At 55.6% G+C, this 17,421-nt stretch carries 20 protein-coding genes, 1 tRNA gene and 1 pseudogene; 7 read left to right on the plus strand and 15 right to left on the minus strand.

What is annotated here, in order from left to right; all coding sequences use genetic code 11:
* A partial coding sequence (locus COMA2_RS20265; protein ID WP_090899503.1) for a porin family protein occupies positions 1 to 1,258 on the plus strand: 1,258 nt, incomplete at its 5' end.
* Positions 1,259 to 1,413: 155 nt separating this feature from the next.
* On the opposite strand, the gene COMA2_RS14115 is transcribed toward COMA2_RS20265, so the two are convergent.
* Together COMA2_RS14115 and COMA2_RS14120 are read right to left on the minus strand one after the other, a co-directional pair.
* Positions 1,414 to 3,588 (minus strand): B12-binding domain-containing radical SAM protein, encoded by a 2,175-nt coding sequence (locus COMA2_RS14115; protein WP_090899506.1) that lies wholly within the window; start codon positions 3,586 to 3,588, stop codon positions 1,414 to 1,416.
* A gap of 64 nt (positions 3,589 to 3,652) precedes the next feature.
* A complete protein-coding gene (locus tag COMA2_RS14120; RefSeq protein ID WP_090899509.1) occupies positions 3,653 to 4,006 on the minus strand; it encodes a flagellar basal body rod protein FlgC in 354 nt (117 codons plus the stop codon).
* 211 nt (positions 4,007 to 4,217) lie between these two features.
* On the opposite strand from COMA2_RS14120, the gene COMA2_RS14125 reads away from it, so the two are divergent.
* Both COMA2_RS14125 and COMA2_RS14130 read left to right on the plus strand, forming a co-directional pair.
* On the plus strand, positions 4,218 to 6,155 hold the full coding sequence (locus COMA2_RS14125) for an ATP-binding protein (RefSeq protein ID WP_090899512.1): 1,938 nt from the start codon (positions 4,218 to 4,220) through the stop codon (positions 6,153 to 6,155).
* A gap of 70 nt (positions 6,156 to 6,225) precedes the next feature.
* Positions 6,226 to 6,798: a DsbA family oxidoreductase gene (locus tag COMA2_RS14130; protein ID WP_090899515.1), complete on the plus strand. Its 573-nt coding sequence runs from the start codon at positions 6,226 to 6,228 to the stop codon at positions 6,796 to 6,798.
* A gap of 454 nt (positions 6,799 to 7,252) precedes the next feature.
* On the opposite strand, the gene COMA2_RS14135 is transcribed toward COMA2_RS14130, so the two are convergent.
* From COMA2_RS14135 to COMA2_RS21355, 5 genes are all read right to left on the minus strand, one after another.
* Entirely contained in the window at positions 7,253 to 8,149 is an 897-nt protein-coding gene (locus tag COMA2_RS14135) for an NAD(P)-dependent oxidoreductase (RefSeq protein ID WP_090899518.1), read from the minus strand.
* 248 nt (positions 8,150 to 8,397) lie between these two features.
* Positions 8,398 to 9,555, minus strand: a complete 1,158-nt coding sequence (locus tag COMA2_RS14140; protein ID WP_139077369.1) for a hypothetical protein — start codon at positions 9,553 to 9,555, stop codon at positions 8,398 to 8,400.
* Between the two features lie 439 nt (positions 9,556 to 9,994).
* Positions 9,995 to 10,414: a peptide-methionine (R)-S-oxide reductase MsrB gene (gene msrB, locus COMA2_RS14145; RefSeq protein WP_090899522.1), complete on the minus strand. Its 420-nt coding sequence runs from the start codon at positions 10,412 to 10,414 to the stop codon at positions 9,995 to 9,997.
* A 262-nt stretch (positions 10,415 to 10,676) separates the two neighbouring features.
* On the minus strand, positions 10,677 to 11,222 hold the full coding sequence (locus COMA2_RS14150; protein WP_090899524.1) for a hypothetical protein: 546 nt from the start codon (positions 11,220 to 11,222) through the stop codon (positions 10,677 to 10,679).
* A 48-nt stretch (positions 11,223 to 11,270) separates the two neighbouring features.
* A complete protein-coding gene (locus COMA2_RS21355; protein ID WP_139077371.1) occupies positions 11,271 to 11,447 on the minus strand; it encodes a lipocalin family protein in 177 nt (58 codons plus the stop codon).
* 177 nt (positions 11,448 to 11,624) lie between these two features.
* Between COMA2_RS21355 and COMA2_RS14155 the strand changes: the two genes are divergently transcribed.
* Positions 11,625 to 11,897: a hypothetical protein gene (locus tag COMA2_RS14155; protein WP_090899527.1), complete on the plus strand. Its 273-nt coding sequence runs from the start codon at positions 11,625 to 11,627 to the stop codon at positions 11,895 to 11,897.
* A gap of 2 nt (positions 11,898 to 11,899) precedes the next feature.
* Here the strand turns inward: COMA2_RS14155 and COMA2_RS14160 are convergent, their stop codons facing one another.
* The 7 genes and pseudogenes from COMA2_RS14160 to COMA2_RS21365 form a co-directional block, all read right to left on the minus strand.
* On the minus strand, positions 11,900 to 12,118 hold the full coding sequence (locus COMA2_RS14160; protein ID WP_090899531.1) for a hypothetical protein: 219 nt from the start codon (positions 12,116 to 12,118) through the stop codon (positions 11,900 to 11,902).
* A 146-nt stretch (positions 12,119 to 12,264) separates the two neighbouring features.
* A complete protein-coding gene (locus COMA2_RS14165; protein ID WP_090899534.1) occupies positions 12,265 to 12,573 on the minus strand; it encodes a hypothetical protein in 309 nt (102 codons plus the stop codon).
* A 113-nt stretch (positions 12,574 to 12,686) separates the two neighbouring features.
* Positions 12,687 to 13,055, minus strand: a complete 369-nt coding sequence (locus COMA2_RS14170; RefSeq protein ID WP_090899537.1) for a hypothetical protein — start codon at positions 13,053 to 13,055, stop codon at positions 12,687 to 12,689.
* A 43-nt stretch (positions 13,056 to 13,098) separates the two neighbouring features.
* Positions 13,099 to 13,335 carry an HlyU family transcriptional regulator gene (locus COMA2_RS14175; RefSeq protein ID WP_090899540.1) on the minus strand — a complete coding sequence of 79 codons (237 nt, stop codon included), beginning with the start codon at positions 13,333 to 13,335 and terminating at the stop codon, positions 13,099 to 13,101.
* 90 nt (positions 13,336 to 13,425) lie between these two features.
* Positions 13,426 to 13,515, minus strand: a tRNA-Ser gene (locus tag COMA2_RS14180).
* Between the two features lie 225 nt (positions 13,516 to 13,740).
* Positions 13,741 to 14,559: pseudogene (locus COMA2_RS21360) on the minus strand (site-specific integrase); the annotation flags it as partial.
* A 559-nt stretch (positions 14,560 to 15,118) separates the two neighbouring features.
* Entirely contained in the window at positions 15,119 to 15,376 is a 258-nt protein-coding gene (locus COMA2_RS21365) for a helix-turn-helix domain-containing protein (RefSeq protein ID WP_090899543.1), read from the minus strand.
* A 718-nt stretch (positions 15,377 to 16,094) separates the two neighbouring features.
* Here COMA2_RS21365 and COMA2_RS14200 point away from each other — a divergent pair.
* Genes COMA2_RS14200 through COMA2_RS21370 form a run of 3 tightly spaced genes read left to right on the plus strand, consistent with a single transcriptional unit; the run spans position 16,095 to position 16,986 of the window.
* Complete coding sequence (locus COMA2_RS14200) at positions 16,095 to 16,346, plus strand: type II toxin-antitoxin system Phd/YefM family antitoxin (protein WP_090899546.1); 252 nt, start codon at positions 16,095 to 16,097, stop codon at positions 16,344 to 16,346.
* Positions 16,343 to 16,723: a type II toxin-antitoxin system VapC family toxin gene (locus tag COMA2_RS14205; protein ID WP_090899549.1), complete on the plus strand. Its 381-nt coding sequence runs from the start codon at positions 16,343 to 16,345 to the stop codon at positions 16,721 to 16,723. The genes COMA2_RS14200 and COMA2_RS14205 overlap by 4 nt, the downstream gene beginning before the upstream one ends.
* A gap of 59 nt (positions 16,724 to 16,782) precedes the next feature.
* The gene (locus COMA2_RS21370) at positions 16,783 to 16,986 is read left to right on the plus strand and encodes a type II toxin-antitoxin system RelE/ParE family toxin (protein WP_407919016.1); all 204 of its coding nucleotides are present in this window, start codon (positions 16,783 to 16,785) and stop codon (positions 16,984 to 16,986) included.
* A gap of 127 nt (positions 16,987 to 17,113) precedes the next feature.
* On the opposite strand, the gene COMA2_RS14215 is transcribed toward COMA2_RS21370, so the two are convergent.
* The gene (locus tag COMA2_RS14215) at positions 17,114 to 17,416 is read right to left on the minus strand and encodes a BrnA antitoxin family protein (protein ID WP_245631037.1); all 303 of its coding nucleotides are present in this window, start codon (positions 17,414 to 17,416) and stop codon (positions 17,114 to 17,116) included.
* Positions 17,417 to 17,421: the final 5 nt, after the last annotated feature.

The raw sequence follows: 17,421 nt of genomic DNA on the forward strand, positions 1-17,421 counted from the left end.
GGTTTTAGTTGCTGGGGCCGTGACGGCGCTGGTGGCTGGAATGGGAACCACGCTGCCGAGTGCCTATGCGGGGGGCACGATCAAGGCCGACGAGGACAAATGGATTTCGATCGGCATGGGCATCCGCTCCAGCTTCAACAGCCAAGAAGGGGCCGCAGGCGGGCATTATAGCAACGACTTCAAAATCGACAACGCTCGTATCTACATCAACGGGCAAATTCACAAGTACGTGAAGTTCACCTTCAACACGGACTGTTTCAACTGTAACGTCGGCGCCGGGGGGACCCAGTTCGGCGGGAACTCCAACATTGGATTGCTCGACGCGATCGGGAAATTCGAGATCAACGAGCGGGTCAACCTCTGGGTGGGCCGCACCTTGGTGCCGAGCGAGCGGGGGGAGTTGAACGGGCCGTTCTACCATGCGACCTTCGATGGCTTCCGCACGCCCTTCAACCCGGCCGATTTCAGCGGGAACTTTCCCAGCGGCCCCAATGGCGCGGGGCCTGGCACCGGCGGGCAGGCGGGGCTCTATGGTCGTGACAACGGCGCGGTCTTCTTCGGGAAGATCCATCCCTTCGGGACGCATCTGTTGTACGTGGCTTCCGTGTTCACCGGGGCGCGCGGGGGACCGAATAACACGGGCAGTTTGCTGTACGCTGGGCGTCTGCAATGGAACCTGTTGAACGATGAAGACAACCCTGGGTATTACACCTCCGGCACCTATTATGGGACGGCGGGCGATATTTTTGCGATTTCGGGCAACGTGATCCATCAAAAAGATGGCGCCGGGGATTTCGTCACCGGCAATCGGTCGGATTTCACCGGGGCGACCGTCGACCTGTTGGTGGAAAAGCTGATCCCAAACAACATGGGCGTGTTCACGTTCAACGCCGAATTTAAGCGGTACTGGGCCAATTATGGGGTAGGGGCGTTCGCGGCGCCTGCGCCTGGGTGCGCGTTCTGCATCTTCAATGGCCACTCGTGGACCGTGTACGGGTTGTATCTGATTCCGCAGGAGGTGGGGATCGGACGGTTCCAACCCTATTTGCGCTTCACGAGTATCGATCCGCTGTACAGCGCCTTGCGGCAGGAGTGGGAGTATGGCCTGAACTACATCATTTCCGGCCACAATGCGCGCGTGTCGGTGTATGGGCGGTACGGTGATATCGAAACCAAGGGGTTCGTCAATACTTTTGGGCCGGGGGCGTCGGGCAACAAGGTCGATTCGTTTCACGTCGCCTTGCAGCTCCAGTACTAAGCAGCTCGCGTGAAGTAAAAGGTTCGTGGTCAACGAAAAGCCGGAATCCATGTTGTGGATTCCGGCTCTTTCTTTTTGTTCTCCTTATCGAACAGGTTCTCGCGGCACAGCGGAGTCAAGTTTGGCTGCTAGCAGTGAGTGGAAAGTTCAGAGAGTTACACGAGCACGAGCCCCGCGTCTCGGACTTTTTTCCACGAAGGGGTGGTCAGGAAGGCGTTGAACGTGGACTCATTACCGGAAAACCGTTGGCAGGCTTCCCGCATATGCGGATAGGTCTGGCATGTTTGCTGCGGAGTAGCGTCTCGAATTAATTGCATCAACCATTGAGCCTCTGGCTTCGGGAGAGTGAGGACGTGATTCTTTTGGCCACTGGTCAGAGTGAGCCTTGATCTATTTCCGATCGGCTCATAAGTCACGGGCGCACCCAGCCAGACCACACGCCGTTCTAAGTCCGAATGGTCCTCACTCGTCCCTTTCTTGAGCAAGCGGCTGAGCCATGACGAAGAGACGTGAGGGCGTGGGACTTCATACTCGAACCACTGACGGACATCGAGATTGAGTCCTCGTCGTTCAAGGTAGTTCAGGAGCGATCGTCGCAGCCCTTCCCCGAGCCAGCTCGGCGTTTCCCCTCGGTCATCATGATGCAGAAGGTCATTCTCCGCGAAGCCTCGAAATTCAGGCCCCAGAATGCGCAACCCATGGGCAGAGGGATCTAGTCCCACTGGGCTGTGGGCAGTGACTGTGAATCGATGCCAAAAGGCCGATTGAAGGAGGTCTGCTGCGATAAGCTGACGAACACGTTCGAGTGAATCGACGGTTTCCTGAATCGTCTCCGATGGACACCCATACATGAGATAGGCGTGGATCAGGATGCCTGCGTCCTTAAAACGGGCGGCGACCAGCGCGGTCTGATCGACGGTAATGCCTTTCATCATATTGTCCAATAGCCGGTCTGAGGCCGCCTCAAGTCCCGCTGTCACAGCGATACAACCGGAGGCGGAAAGAAGACGGCATAGGTCCGGTGAGAAGGCAGTCTCAAAACGGATATTCCCCCACCAGGTAATCTTGATCCGTCGCTCCAACAGGGCAAGGGCCAGCGACTTCAATGCCGAAGGTGGAGCGGCCTCGTCCACGAAATGAAACCCTCTCCGGCCCGTCTCGTCAATGAGTTGCTCGATCTGCTGGATGAGCCGCTCGGTCGGCGTCATTTCATAGCGGCTGATATAGCTCAATCCCACGTCGCAGAAGGTGCATTGCTTCCAGTAGCAGCCATGCGCCACGGTCAGTTTATTCCAATGGCCTTCCGACCAGAGACGATGCATGGGATTGGTGCTGTCCAAAATGGTCAGGTAACGATCTAGGGCCAGACCTCGATAGGTCGGGCAACCGATGTCGCTCATGGCGAAGTCACTCGAGGAGGGATCATCGGCATAGACCACGCGATCGTTGTGGCGATACATCGTGCGGCGCAGCGATCGGCGAGGGCGCAAGCCGGAAAGATGCTCAATTAACGAGAGGAGCGGTCGTTCACCGTTGTCGAGCATAACAAAGTCGACATAGTCGAACACTCGAGGGTCGGCAACCCGGCGCAATTCGGTGTTCACATAGCCGCCGCCGATGGCCACCGGTAAATCCGGTCGGCGCTGCTTGAGCGCCTTTGCAATGAGAAATGCCCCGTAGAGATTGCCCGGAAACGGTATGGAGAGACCGATCAGCGAGGGGTTCACTCGATTGACGTGTTCCCAGAATATCTCCAGAAGCCATTCATCGGTCAGGCTCGATGGCTCAGCCAAGGCGGCGACAATGTGATCAAACGATGAGGCGCTGCGTCCGACCTGCTCGGCATAGCGGCTCAAGGCGAAGTGCGGTGTAATCGTGGCCTGTACTAAATCGGCGAGATCTTCGAGGAAAAATGTCGCCCATTGCTTGGCTCTATCGTCCACTGACACAACGCGAGGAAATTTCTTGCGCCCTCGGAATCGTGGACCCTGAGGCAACACGCTGGGTTGAATCAAGCGTGAAGCGATGTCGGGGAGTTTACCCTGCAAGAAGGCGATGACCGGTCCGATCATGTCCACATAGGAATGTTCGGCCTGCATCATCGTGATGGCTTCCTGGGGGAGGAAGTGTTCCTGGCCATGCAGTTGTCGGAAGATACTCCGTAGTCCATCGGGGCTGAAGAGGCGCAGCACCATTTCGATGCCGAGATCCGCTTGCTCGACGGCGATGTTGCGAGACTCGAGAAAGCCAGTCAGGTAGGCAGTCGATGGGTACGGGGTGTTGAGCTGAGTCAAAGGAGGAAGCAACAACAAGACACGAGGAGAAGCCATGAGCTCGACATAGCATAGTGACAACCGTGAATGCTATGCCAATGAAGCCATTGGCAAACCCTTGCTACTTCTTGATGTCCAGGATACTGCCGAGTAACGCATCTCCTGCCCGTAAGGTCTGGAGGTTTGCTTCAAAGCTCCGTTGCGCCAAGATCTGCTGCACCGCTTCCTCGCCAAGATCGACATTCGAGAGCTCGATCATGGTTTGATTGCCACCGCTGTCGCGAAGAACCGTTGGACCAGATGCGTCATCTTTTGCAACCACAGGGAGAACTCCACTACTAGGAATTTCGACGAACTCTGTTTGGGATTTCTTAAACCCGTCGGTATTGACGTTGGCGACATTGTGCGCAACGACCTCGATCTGTTTGCCGAAGGCAGCCAGGCCTGAGAGTGCGGTGTGTATGGCGGATATCATAGACACCTCCGTTGGATGATCCACTACGCCCCGTCGAGAGTCTTATCGGTTTGTTCAGGAGGAACTTAAGCGGCGGCGTGATCTGTGTATCAATGGGTTTTAACCGACTCCATCCCATACCGTACTTCAGGAATCGTGCCCATCCATACTACAGACGGACCTCCGTTCGACCGATAGGTTGGAGAACGAGAACAATCCGGACACGCGCCTCATGTCTGACTTTAACGCTTCAACCTCTGATTCCCGATCCAAGACTCGGCAATCACATGTCCTGGTGGGAGAGGATACGCGTCTGATTCTGGAAGCCGTTCCGGATGCCATCTTTTTCTTGGATCGCGACAATCGCATTCTATTTGTGAATCCTGTGGCCCAACAACTTGTCGGGCTAACACGCGACGTGATCGGGCTGGGGTTTCACGACCTTATTGATTGCTTCACCTCTGGTGTGAGTGAGGGGGCCCAGTGCCCATTCACTCGGATGGTGAAGACCGGCGAGCTTGTCGTGATCCCTTCCCACTTTTGGAATCGAGAGGATGGGACACAGTTTGAGCTCTCGCTCTCGTTCTGGCCGAGAACACAACAAGGAGTGCCGGTCGGTGGCATGGTCGTGGTTCGTGATCTGACCGATGCCATGGAGATTCAGCGTGATATCCAACGAGCCGCGCGGCTCGCCGAGGATGCGCCGAATCCTATCGTGGAATTCGACGCTGCGGGTTCGGTGCTCTATGCCAACACCGGCATGCTTAGTGTGATGGAGCAATGGGGGATGCTCGAATCCGGAATCGAGGCCATGTTCCCTGCGAATCTGTCAGGAATACTCCAGGAATGTCTTGCAACGGAATCCTCGCCGGCTCGAGTCGAGCATATCGTTGCCGATCGGGTTATCGCGTGGTCGTTTTTCCCTCTGAAAGAGCTGGAACTGGTTCGTGCATATGGGCTCGATATCACCTCGGATGTGGCGTTGCGACGGGCGAAAGAGGTAGCTGAGGAGTCGACGCGGGCGAAGGGGATTTTTCTGGCCACCATGAGCCATGAGCTTCGAACTCCGATGAACGGAGTACTGGGATGCACGCAGCTTCTCAAGGACACATCGTTGGTTGATCAGCAGCGGGAGCTGATCGAGACGATGCATCGTTCCGCGGAAGCGTTATTGACGCTGGTCAACGACATTCTCGATTTTTCAAAAATTGAGGCCGGCAAGATGAGCTTGGAGGTGGCCAATGTCAATCTGCGGGCATTGGTCGGTGATGTGACGACGTTGGCGGAAGGATTGGCGGCCCCCAAAGGCCTCACGATTTCGCTGAAGATTGACGCCGATGTTCCGGAAGAGTTCCGAGGCGATCCGGTCAGGCTAAGACAGATCCTCTTCAATCTTGTGGGAAATGCGATCAAGTTCACACAACAAGGAGGAGTCACGATCGCCATCTCTTCTGTAACGCGAGATGCGACGGACGAATTCGATGTGGTGGTTCTGCAGTGGAGCGTGCAAGATACGGGCATCGGGATGACTCCTGAACAACAAGCCAATTTATTTAAAGCGTATGCCCAAGCCGAGACTTCAACCACGAGACGATTTGGAGGGACGGGCCTCGGTCTCATGATTTGCAGGCAGCTCGTCGAACTGATGGGAGGGACCATCACGGTCAACAGCGTATTTGGTCAAGGCAGCACGTTTGCCTATACCACCAACCTCCTTCCGGCAATTCATCGAGAGGTTACAGTGTCGTCCTCAGGGGCAGCTCAACGGAGTGCAGGAGACCAGGTGGGGCCGTTGCGAGTCTTGGTCGCGGACGACAATGAAATCAATCAAGTCGTCGCCTGCAAGTTTTTGCAGAAGCTTGGTTGCCAGGTCGAAGTGGCCCGCACGGGCCGTGAAGCGTTGGAGGCGATCACTCGAACCGCCTATGACGTCGTGTTGATGGATTGTGAGATGCCTGATATGGATGGCTATGAGGCCACCCGAGAGATTCGTCTTCGCGAGGATGGGACGCCGAGCCATTTGCCCATCATGGCTCTCACCGGGCACACCTCCGATGAAGAAGCACAGAAGTGTCGCCAGGCCGGGATGGATAGGATTCTGACGAAGCCTGTGACGCTGACCGCGCTCCGGACGAATCTTCAAGAACTCTCGCGCAAGGCCGACTCCTGATCCTCCGTGGTCCCGCCATTTCTTGTCCTTTGCGATAGACTCTGTCGGCCAACTTCGGTACAGTGGCGTCATGAATTCCAATGCGGCCTCGGATCGATTTCTGCTCTATAGCGATTTTAATTGTCCGTTCTGTTATGCGCTGCACGAACGGTTGCATGACTTGGGTTTGATCGACCGGTGCGAGTGGCGAGGAGTGCAGCATGCGCCGCAGTTGCCCCGCCCCATGAGACCGTGGGAGGGCTCGTTGGGGGCGGAATTGCGGCACGAAGTCGCGATGGTACAGCGATTGGCCCCGGGGTTGCCGATTGCATTGCCGCCTGGGAAGCCCAATACTCTCCCAGCGATTGAACAAGCGATTGCGCTCTTACGAAAAGATTTACGGAACGGAATGGACTTTGTTCAACGAACGTATCGAGCCTTTTGGTCCGAAGGGCAAGATATTTCTGATCCGCTTGTGTTGAAGCACTTGGCGGGAGAACATTGTGCTGAAGATATTGATGGGGAGAACCAGCTCATCGCACAGAGATGGGAAACTGCGTGGCATGCGACAGGGCAAAACGGAGTTCCCCTCCTTGTATCCCCCGACGGCGATCTGCTCGTCGGTTGTGTCCCTCGGGAACAGGTTCAACAGTTCTTCTCGTAACAACTTGGCGATGCATACTCCCACCGATCGGTCTCTGATCGATTTGAACTGCCTCTATCCAGTCACGCAATTAAAGACTGGTTACGATGAAAGCAGCTCCGACTCCGAGGACAAACAACAGTACGAACGATAACAGTCCTACAATATAGGTCATAACGCCTCCCACGTTGAAGGCCGTCTGTATGGCGAGTGATACTGGAATGTGGCATCATCCGTACCAACCGAGGCGGGCAAAAGAGCATAATAAAATCAGCTTGTTATATGAATGAATGGAGTGCAAGCCTTTTCACCCGTGAAGGCTGTAGAAGGCGATGAGATAGCCTGATTTTCCATGAAAAGGACATAACATTCAGACTATCAACTAGTTATAAGTTTGAAACTGTAGCGTAGGGTTTGGAGAACAGCGTTTTCTTTCTTGCACAGCGAGGTTCATGCGGTGAGCCCGGCTCACTGGTCAATCAAGGCGATCAGGGAACGTCAATTCGGCAATCGCAGACTTATCCAAGTCACCTTTGCCCAATTCTATCAATCGTCGATATTGACTCAGCGTCGCCTGTGCGATCGGGAGCGAGAGGCCGACTCTTTGGGCCAAGCCGAGCGCGATGGCTGAATCTTTCGCGGCGTGGGCTGCGGAAAAATAGCAGTCGTGTGCGCGGAGTTGCATATCTTCTCCGTCCGTTTCCAATACTCGCGAGGCAGCCCCGGTCTGGCTGAACACCTCGCGCAGGAGCGTCAGATCGATTCCCAGCGACTTCCCCAGTCCTAACCCTTCGGCCAACGCGGCCGTATTGCTGTTCATCACCATATTCACGAGTGTTTTGACTGTTGCCGCCTTTCCGGCCGGGCCGATATACCGTACCGTCGTGCCGAGGGTGTCCAGCACCGAGCGAGCCCGGTCGAACACGTCCTGCTTGCCCCCACACATGAGATACAGGGTACCCTGCCGCGCTTGGGTTATACTGCTCGCCATGCAGGCTTCGAGGGTGGCGCCACCACGCCGTTCAACCGCCTGTTCGATCTCGATGTGAAGTGCCGGTGAGAGGGTTGCGCAGTTGATGAACAGCCGATCTTTCGCGTGAGCCATCAAACTGGTTGGGTCCTGTTCAGCATAAATGTCCCGCATGGCCGCGTCATCCGATACGACAGTGATGACGATATCGGATACTTCAGCCACGCGCGCCGGTGATGCGGCCACTTCCGTGTTGAGTTCTCGTGCCAAGGAGTCCGACGCTTCGGCGTAACGGTCTTGAACCGCCGTGACGCGGTACCCCCCATCTTTCAAACGTCTGGCCATGTTGGCGCCCATCCGACCCACACCGACAAATCCGATCCGAATTTCTGTGTCCGCCATGAGAGAATCCTTTCGGAACGATCAAAGTTGAATCACTAGCCACATTATTCATGACGATTCGTGACGAAACCAGCCCGGACGTCAAGTAAGACGGGCACACGGAGCCCTGAGGGGGCCGAGGCATACTTCAAACAGTATGTAGAGGTCACGAAGGGCGAGCCTGCCCGCTTGGCCGCGCGAATCTCGCGGCCAAGCGGGTCGCAGCGGCGATCGGCGGTTGCGGTAAAATCGTTCATGAATAATGTGGGCTAGAGCTGATGGTCTTCAGTCGGTTCAGAACGAAGGTTGGTCCATCGGAGGTTGGTCTTTCCATCGGTCGTGGTAAATCCTCGGTCATGGAATGCGATGACGCTGACGCGTTGTTGCCGCTTTTGGACAGGTTGGAGTTGTGGAATGCCATCTTTGGTCTGCACGGTTCCACGGAGCGTATCGACAATCAGCAAATCGGTCGCAGCGGAGGATTTGATCACCCACACGAAGGCGGCGGAACCTCCGGCGTAGGTGCCGGATCCCTCCCATTGGCCGACGAGATCGGAATCGACCGTCTTGAGTTGAAACACCGGCACGCTGGTGGCATCGCGTCGGAGTGTCCACAGTTCGACTGGAATGCGCGCGGGTTTTTGATCGATTGAGAGTCTCGTCCAGGCTGCCTGAACACTGCCGGTGCTGGCGAAGGAATTCGGCGTCGTCTTGCGGTAGGTCCCTTTCCATCCGAGGCCCTTGAACGTGTTTGCCCGCTCGAACGACCACAGACCTCCTTCCGCGTTCAACACTCCATCAACCTGCATCATCGATGAGAGCGACCACGTGAGATTAGGCTGAATGATGAGAAGCATGTCGTGCTGGGTCGTTCCCTGCGTGAGATGTGCGTGCCACGTTCCGACCAGGCTTTTCGGATCAAACGAGGTGGCTTTTTTGGGTCCGACCGGGGTGCCTGAATGGGCAGGAAGCGTTCGTGTAAGCGTCACGGGGGCCAGTGGAGCGACGGTCTCAGCCTGGGTTCCGCGGCCTGGTGTCGAGGATTGGGCGGAGGGAGGGAGCGTCGCGGTCAAGGATGCTCCGTAGCGGCTTGCGGCGGTCCTGCTCAATTGAGTGACGGATTCGCCGAGTTGTTTTGGTTGGGTTGAGGAGACGATTACGGTCACAAACGCATCTCTATGCATGAAGGTCAGCCGGGACAGGGTCGGAGAAGAGTCCACTCTCACCGCTCCGTCGCCCAAGCCGGGAATCAGATGGCTGTCACGGCGCAGACGCTCTTTATTGAACCATGTCCGTCGGTCAGCACTGGGTGTTTCGTCAAGCTGGACGGTAACGGTGTTTCCCGTATGACGATGGGTATGGAAGATACAGGTCGTTGGATCAGCCAGAGTCCCTTCCTGAACCCGTTCTCCAAGCACCCGTTCCACGTCCGCCACGGTCATTAAGGAACAAGGGGATGTTGTTGAGCCGAACAGGCTGGATGACTCACTGCACGAAAGAAGCACGGGAGCCAGGCCAAGAAATGTGTACGGTAGTATGCGGGAGAACATCGCAACGTTGCCTTGATGATCTGTGATTGAGGATTGTACCGTGAATAGAACGATGAGTGCCAGGGGGTGCTCCATCAGGATGCTGACAAAGTCCGCCGGTGGCGTTCCCCGCCTTGCCGAAGCGGCTTCGCGAGGCAGGTCGCGACGCTTGGAAGTGTGTGAAGCCCGCTTCGCCCGCTCAGTCCCGCATCACCAACTCGGCGAGGCGTGCGAGGCCCGTGGCTTCGCCGCGCCGGGCGTCGACGCAGGCGCGAGGCGCGCGAGCCGGGGTATCACTACTGAAGTTCGTTGACTGAGAAGGAATGGCGATCCGCGATCAGCCGGCGACAAATTTCAAGGCCACGCCGTTGATGCAGTACCGGAGACCTGTGGGTTTCGGCCCATCCTTAAATACGTGGCCCTGGTGCCCCTCGCATCGCGCGCAATGGACTTCCGTTCTGGGCGCGAAGAGTTTGAAATCGGTTCGTGTCTCGATCACGCGTGGATCGATCGGCTGCCAAAAGCTCGGCCAACCGGTGCGGCTGTCGAACTTGTGCTCGGACGAAAAGAGCGGCAGGTCGCAACCGGCGCAATGATAGATCCCTGATTGGTGGTTCTCATGCAGCGGATTGACGAACGCTCTTTCCGTGTCTTCGTGCCGCAAGACACGATAGGCGGCAGCCGACAGCTGCTTTTTCCATTCTTCATCGGTCTTTGTGACCTTGACGATGGGATCGATCTGAATATTAGGCGGCATCGGGGCTCTCCTTCATTCATTGATGGTGCGTTGCTTCTCAGTCGAACGGCGCGGCGACGTCTTGCCGGACTCCTCACGACATACGGCTGTCCCAGTGAAGGGATAAGAAAATGGTACGGTTCGGGGAATCAGAATGCAAGGGGGTCAGGGAATGCCCGGCATCATTCTTCGGTGTTCAAATCAGTGAAGGCCGGCCATCCGGCGTGATCCCATCCCTACGGAACCGTCGTCTACGTCCGGGATGGATGCCCGTTTTGTCCGGTCAATCATGTGCCGCAATCTTCCGAAGGAGTTTCCATATTTTCCAGAGGGATGGGTTTGGCTCAGTCAGTTCAGGTTGTACGAGGTTGATGTGAACGTCATGCAGGCGAGTGTTTATATTTTCTACTTGGGTAACCGGATACCAATATTCGTACGGCTGCTCCCAACGATCATGGCAGGCTAACCTCAAATAGCATCGGCTGATAGGTTTCACGCGGATCGGGGCGGTCGGCTCCAGCACGATGGGGATCGAATGTTTGTGATACCGAGGCCCATGAGGATACAGGGCTTTGACGGAAAAACTGCCCTCCCATCCGGCGAGCTGCAGGACACAATCGTATGCGACTCCTTGCCCGACGTTCTCCAAATCAGGCGTCAGTGTGACGACATCTCCGGCGTGGAAGGTTGAGAGGTTGGTGATGCGCAGAGCGGGCTGCTCAGCTCGAAAGTCGTTCCTGAGTCGATCAACGAATCCGCGCCAAAAGAATATTCCTGCTCCAGCGCAGACGATGAACGTCAGAAGGCCGATGAGTAACGACCAGTCCATGGCTTGGGTGTCCGGTTCAGTCGGTACGAGGTCAACAGCAGGGAAAACCTACGTTGGTGGAAAGGCGTGTGTCAACTCGCGGCGACGCGTCGATTTCAGAAAGTCTGAAATGGGAAAACCGAGTTGCCGAGCTTTGCCGTCTAAGCGCTGGTAAGTCACTCCGTCCAGATGTGGTTTGCGGGATTGCATCCAGAAATAGCGGCGGTCGGTGTGTCGACAAGTCAAGACCGTTGCAATGTGGGCTTGGAACCGGTATCGTTATGCAGAAGGTCAAGCCCATGATGATGAAAATCCTTCAAGCCTTTTCCATCACCACGCTGTTCCTACTTCTCAAGCGTCTCGTGGTACGGAAGCCTCCATCAGTGCCGTACCGCATGGCAAAGGACGAGTGGTCCAAGGTCCGTGGATACAGGCGCCCTTCTTAGTCAGCGACTTCATCACATTTGGATACCTGAACAGTTCCATCCTTTCTGTCTGCCGAAACAGGAAGACCTGCGTCTCGAACTCGTTAAGCCAGGCCAGAACGGCAATCCGAGCCTCTCCGAGCCGGAAGAGTGCGATGTGAACATCGGAAGTTTTCTCGTCTGTAATCGTCACCGATCGCGCGCCGGCATCGAATGGGACGATGGACTCGAAACGCCCGGCGCCAAACCGTTGCTCCCGCCGGCGTTATGACACTAATGATCACGACGACGTGTTTTCCGCGGAGATCTGCTGTGCTTTCTTTGCCACACTTCTAACGCCGCTTGAAGGATGAGTACGGTGTTATAGATCAGATCACGTTCGGTGTCCGTGAGCTGCTTGCCGGCCAGCAGATGCCGTTCGATCGGCGTGGAAGTCGAGACAAATCGAACCAGTAACCGTTGGAATGGTATCCGCTGCGGATAGTTGACCATGATGTCCTCGTGGGTTGACGGTGTGGTGCCAACATTCGCATCTCCCAATCAGTGTGGCTGTCGATGTTCTGCCGGTTATAGTGGCCATCCGGTAGCATGCGCCTCGCGTGTCGATCTAAGCGCATTTCAGTCAAGCCGCTGTAAACCTACGATGGATTTTTTTCCTCGACGGTGATGTCTCCCAGCTTTGAAATCTGAATTCGCTTCCCTGGATTCTTGAGGACCTTCGAGATCACCTTGCTCTCGACAAAATGCTTCAACTCCTCGACGGACATGTGGTCGGCTAAAAACTGCTCGTTAAAGACCAAGTGCCAAGATTGTTTCGCGACGTTGTTGTGAAAGACGAACGTCGGCCTGATATTCTGACTGAACGTTACGTCTGCAAATTGCTTTTCCAGGCAGTGCCGTATGGCCTGAGTTTTCATCGGATCGATCCCGTATTTCCCACTGTCCATGGATTCCTCCATCGTTTGTACGCTGTTACGAACTCCGATGACGTCCACTCCGTGGCTGTTCTATTCTGTCCCTACATGGTCTACATCAAGTAAGTTCTTGCGCACAATGTTCGTTAATAGCAATTCGAAAAAACAGAATTCCTCCATGGGGAAGACATGCAATCCATTTGGGGCTGCCTGATCGGACCATCCGGTCGGTGTCCAACCTCCGGACGCAATCCCTGCTCCAACGCATCATTGACCAGGAGTTCAAGGTCCGCTTCATTCATCGTGGGGTATTCCCGTCGAAACTTCCGTTGAAGGGCGGGCCTGGTGGTCGCGATGTACTGTTCGCGAGACCGTTGCGCGCCTTCACGAGCCTGCCGCTGCAGGGCCTCACGTTCCTGATCTGATAGGCTGCCGGTTCGGTCAGAAGTCTGGTCGAGCTTGAGATCGGCACAGGCGCTCAACAGGGTGAGGAGCAGAGCCAGAGCGAGTCGCATGACACGCCTCCGTGAGCGCTGACTGTTCGGATGGTTGGTGGGATTAACCAACCGATGAGCCGGGAACCTGGCCATCCACGATCTGTCGGCCATAGGCTACGCACTGAGCCGTGGCTTCATCCTCGGTCGCATATCGGCCGGTCTTCACGAAATGACGACTGTCTTCATCGTCCTCAGTGGCCCATGAGATGAAGACGTTCAATTCCCATTGGCCGGTATCCACGAGTTGTCGAGGCGCAGGTTGAATCGTGAATCCCTTATAAGTCACGGCCTGGGCCATTGTGGTTATCTACCTACTTCCCTTCTGCAGCCGGCCCTTCTTCAAGCGGTGACACCAGAGGGTCTTGTGAGCGAAGGTCCTACAGAAATATGGCGGAGGGGGCGAGATTTGAACTCGCGGATGGGTTACCCCATCTCCGGTTTTCAAGACCGGCACGTTCGGCCGCTCCGTCACCCCTCCGTGTCTGATATTCGCTTTAAATTCAATTGTTTCGTTGGTAGGCGTCTGAGCCCCTTCTCGGTGAGGGTCCGGCTGGGGCGCGTTTTCTGGGTTAGTTAACCTCCTCGGACTTGTCTCCAATAGCTCATCGTCCAGACGCTGGACCTGGTGCCGATGGTCTCCCTCAAAGAGATGCGAGTATACATCCAACGTGATGTTGATGCTACTGTGACCGAGTTGTTGTTGGATATATTTTACGTTCGCATTCTGTTGAATCAACAGGCTGGCGAAGGTGTGCCGCAGGTCATGGAATCGTACCCGCCGCAGCCCAGCCGCTTCGAGACAGGCGTAGAAGCCTTTCCTGAGGACCTCATTCGTCATACGGTTGCCATGTGGCGTCAAGAAGACCCATTTCGGGAACGCGTATCCCGTCATCGAGCTTTCAAGCTGAAGATTTTCTTTCAACTTGAGCAACTCGGCTTGTAACTGGGGAGAGAGATCTACGCGCCGAATCCGGTTGGTTTTGGTGGATGTCTCTTGCCGCCGGACAACATTATGCCGGACTTCAATGAAGGATCCCAGGAAGTCAATGTCTTCCCATTGGAGGCCGATCAATTCTCCCTCTCTCATGCCTGTCCGTACGGCACAAAGGAAGAGCGGATAGAGAAACGAATACCGCTCCTTAGTGGTGGCAAGTAACGCCTTGACCTCGATTGCGGTCAGCGGTTCGATATGGGCGCTTGAGGCCTTACATCCCTTCACGATCATCCCAACTTTGGACACAGGATTGGCGGTCACGGTGCCATCGTCAATGGCATGGTTGAACATTTCTCGCAGCGGCGTCAGGATATTCAAAATCGTCCGCTTCTTGAGCCCCTGGCTGTTCCAGGTGGCGACCAAGTCTTTCACATCCTTTCTGGTCACGTGATCCAAGGTGCGAGCGCCTAGGGCAGGGTAGAGGTGCTTCTTACAAACCTGCCGATAGCCTGAGGCTGTTGAGAATTTGCAGTTGTTATCCACGTAGGCACTGAGCCAATTCTCCATGTACCCTTTCAGGGTTGGCATGTTCTGTTCGGGTTGTGAAAAGACTACAGGACTGCCATTGACCTCGGCCCATCTGATCTTTGCCTCAATCTTCTTGGCAAACTCTACGGCTACTTTCTTGTCAGAGAACCGCTTCCTCTTACGGCTGTTATTGTGGATGATGGAAACCCACCAGCCAGACTTTCCAGTTCGTTGTGTAACTTTGACTCCCAATTCATCCTCCTTGGATTAGACGGTTCTGCCTACAGCATGATTGGTTGACATGTTGTCACCATCTATCGTCCTGCTCTCAGTCATCCATCCACATGCGGCGTAATGCTATAATGCTGGCATAATATCTAATGGCACTGCAACAACGCTATTGACGCCCATAGCAGGGCCCAGTAGGGTGTGAACAATGGAATAGGATACCTCATCCAAGGAGCAGTTTAATCTCTGCATCGATTCTCGGTGAGCGATGCAGACGAAGATCCTGGCCACTCAGCAAAAACGGCGCCCACATGCCAGAGTGGAGGAAGCCCTTCGTGACCTTCTCAAGAAGTACAAGGGCAAAGGCAAAGGATAAACCTATGATGGGGTATTAGGCTACATCCGTCCTGTGCCGCGCCTCTTGCATCTCTCGTAGAGTATTTTCAACCAGAGCATCGATATCGACTTTTGTGACCTGCCGCCTGGTCAAAAACTGGTCAATATCCGTCGGACGAATAAGCACCTTGGTCCTATGGCCAGCTTGATAGCACGGTAAGCCATCAGCGAGCCAACGCTTGACCGTACGGGCAGAAACGCCCGCCCAGGCAGCTGCTTCCTTCAACGGGAGAAATCCTGGACGCTCCATCATTCAGTGACCAATGAGTTAACGCTCAGCACCCCTGCTGATGTGGCCGAGTCAGTGAATCGTCTCTCAACGCTTTCCGAATAGTGATCCACTGTTCAGTCATTGCTCTCTCAAGCACTTATGAGAAGGTTCAGATTTTATAACCATACCGAAAAAGTAGGGGTTGCCACAGAAGCGAAGGGACTCCGGTGTTGGTGCCGGCCGCGTTCCGGGAGGAACTCACCAAGGTCTGCAGAGCGGCGGACAAATGTCTGCGGAGGCACCGCGTCTCGAGACGCCGTGCCAGGTGAAGTCTGGCACCGTCGTGTCGCACGATGCGACTCGACCGTGCCGAGACAATACCCGTCGCCCGTCAGGGGGTGTGGCACGCCCGTGGCAGCTGCGCCACCGCGGACGGTTTCACGCCTGCAGTCGTGCGTGATCACAGACGAGGAGATTCTGTTGCGCCCCGCGTGGGTGAGGGGCGCAACACGATGGTGAAAAGAGGTCGGTGCGCGAGTTGGTGTCTGAGTCCACTCATGGTCGAGATGGCTCTTCAGGGAGAATCGAGGAGCAGAGGTGCGAGTCTACTACCTCCATGACGGGAATCCGGATATCGAGGCGTGCCTCATGTTCAAGGATCATGATGGGCGCATGGGGGCGACCTCCTGTGCACGGGAACGAATGGATTGACTCCCGCACCAGTCCGAAGTAGACTAATCTTAGTCCATATGGGGGGTGTATGAAAGTTGCCACCAAATCGGTGAATGTCCATGAGGCCAAGACCCATTTTTCCAAACTCCTTGCCGCCGTTGCAAAAGGGCAGCGCATTACGATTTGCAAAGATGGAATGCCGGTGGCCGAGCTGGGACCGCTCGAGGCCAAGCTGCCACGCCGCCGCTCAGGGCTTTTGAAAGGACGCGTGACCATCTCTGACGATTTTGATGCGCCGTTACCACCGGACATGATGGCTGCATTCGAGGCTGGGCCATGAACCTGTTATTAGATACGCACGTGTTTTTGTGGTTTGTGATTCAGTCTCCACGACTCTCGAAAACCATCTATCACCAGATCGAGACCACGCCCGTGGTCTATATCAGTGCCGCGTCCCTGTGGGAAATCGTCATTAAGATCCAACTCAACAAGCTTGCCGCGGATCCCAACGAACTCGCGGCGAAGATCGCGGACAGTGGGTTTCAGGAATTACCGGTGTCTGTGCTCCACACCCTGGCGCTTGAACGGTTGCCGCTGCATCATCGTGATCCCTTTGACCGTATCTTGGTGGCGCAAGCCCAGGTTGAACACCTGCGCATGCTCACGTGTGATGCGAGTTTGAAGCCCTATGGTCCGGTGTGTCAGATGCTTCCGTAGACCAACCGAGTGTGCATCTCGTCCCGGTCTGATCGAACGGATCACCGTGGATCCGCTCCATCGCGTCACATGTTCGAGGCAAGATCTGGGAGCTGCGTCCGGAATGGTCGGGGACTGAGTACCGGTTCTTTTATGCCGCATTCGTGAGGCAGCGGTTCGTCATCCTGCATGCGATCCGGAAGAAACGGCAGAAACTGCGAGAACGAGACATCGCCATCGCGGAGCAAGGATACGAGGAGGTCACGCGCAAGGCGTCACGATGAACACGCATAGACAGTACATCCACGAACAGATCAGGAAGGAGCCAAAATTCGCCGAGGCTCTTGCGAAGGCGGAGCAGGAAGTGGGGATTGCCGTGGAGCTGGCGAAGTTCATGTCGTCGCTCTTTCCTTACGCCGCATGGGGGCGCCGTCGCTTTGTGGCGCGCGGTCGCCGCGGCCCTTGATGTTCCATTGCCGCACGGAGAATATAGTTGAGCCGTGTCTGGTACCCCTTGCCGGAGGCCTTCAGCCAGCGAAGCACATCTGCATCGAGACGTACAGTCACTTGCCGCTTCACCGGCGGCCAGGCGACCATCGTGGCCTTCTTGAAAAATGCGTCATCTAATGGCGGGATATCGGAGTAGTCGATATCCTTATCCGTCATGCGGTCCAGCCGCTTCAGATCGCTCTTGATCTTAGGTTTTTTGCTCACGGCGA

It is taken from the genome of Candidatus Nitrospira nitrificans, from assembly GCF_001458775.1.
Lineage (GTDB): Bacteria > Nitrospirota > Nitrospiria > Nitrospirales > Nitrospiraceae > Nitrospira_D > Nitrospira_D nitrificans.

Bases quoted from the DNA above. Each gene is read 5' to 3' on its own strand.
- COMA2_RS14115 (WP_090899506.1), bottom strand. From the start codon at position 3,588: ATGGCTTCTCCTCGTGTCTTGTTGTTGCTTCCTCCTTTGACTCAGCTC.
- COMA2_RS14120 (WP_090899509.1), bottom strand. From the start codon at position 4,006: ATGATATCCGCCATACACACCGCACTCTCAGGCCTGGCTGCCTTCGGC.
- COMA2_RS14125 (WP_090899512.1), top strand. From the start codon at position 4,218: ATGTCTGACTTTAACGCTTCAACCTCTGATTCCCGATCCAAGACTCGG.
- COMA2_RS14130 (WP_090899515.1), top strand. From the start codon at position 6,226: ATGAATTCCAATGCGGCCTCGGATCGATTTCTGCTCTATAGCGATTTT.
- COMA2_RS14135 (WP_090899518.1), bottom strand. From the start codon at position 8,149: ATGGCGGACACAGAAATTCGGATCGGATTTGTCGGTGTGGGTCGGATG.
- msrB (WP_090899522.1), bottom strand. From the start codon at position 10,414: ATGCCGCCTAATATTCAGATCGATCCCATCGTCAAGGTCACAAAGACC.
- COMA2_RS14150 (WP_090899524.1), bottom strand. From the start codon at position 11,222: ATGGACTGGTCGTTACTCATCGGCCTTCTGACGTTCATCGTCTGCGCT.
- COMA2_RS14160 (WP_090899531.1), bottom strand. From the start codon at position 12,118: ATGGTCAACTATCCGCAGCGGATACCATTCCAACGGTTACTGGTTCGA.
- COMA2_RS14165 (WP_090899534.1), bottom strand. From the start codon at position 12,573: ATGGACAGTGGGAAATACGGGATCGATCCGATGAAAACTCAGGCCATA.
- COMA2_RS14170 (WP_090899537.1), bottom strand. From the start codon at position 13,055: ATGCGACTCGCTCTGGCTCTGCTCCTCACCCTGTTGAGCGCCTGTGCC.
- COMA2_RS14175 (WP_090899540.1), bottom strand. From the start codon at position 13,335: ATGGCCCAGGCCGTGACTTATAAGGGATTCACGATTCAACCTGCGCCT.
- COMA2_RS21365 (WP_090899543.1), bottom strand. From the start codon at position 15,376: ATGATGGAGCGTCCAGGATTTCTCCCGTTGAAGGAAGCAGCTGCCTGG.
- COMA2_RS14200 (WP_090899546.1), top strand. From the start codon at position 16,095: ATGAAAGTTGCCACCAAATCGGTGAATGTCCATGAGGCCAAGACCCAT.
- COMA2_RS14205 (WP_090899549.1), top strand. From the start codon at position 16,343: ATGAACCTGTTATTAGATACGCACGTGTTTTTGTGGTTTGTGATTCAG.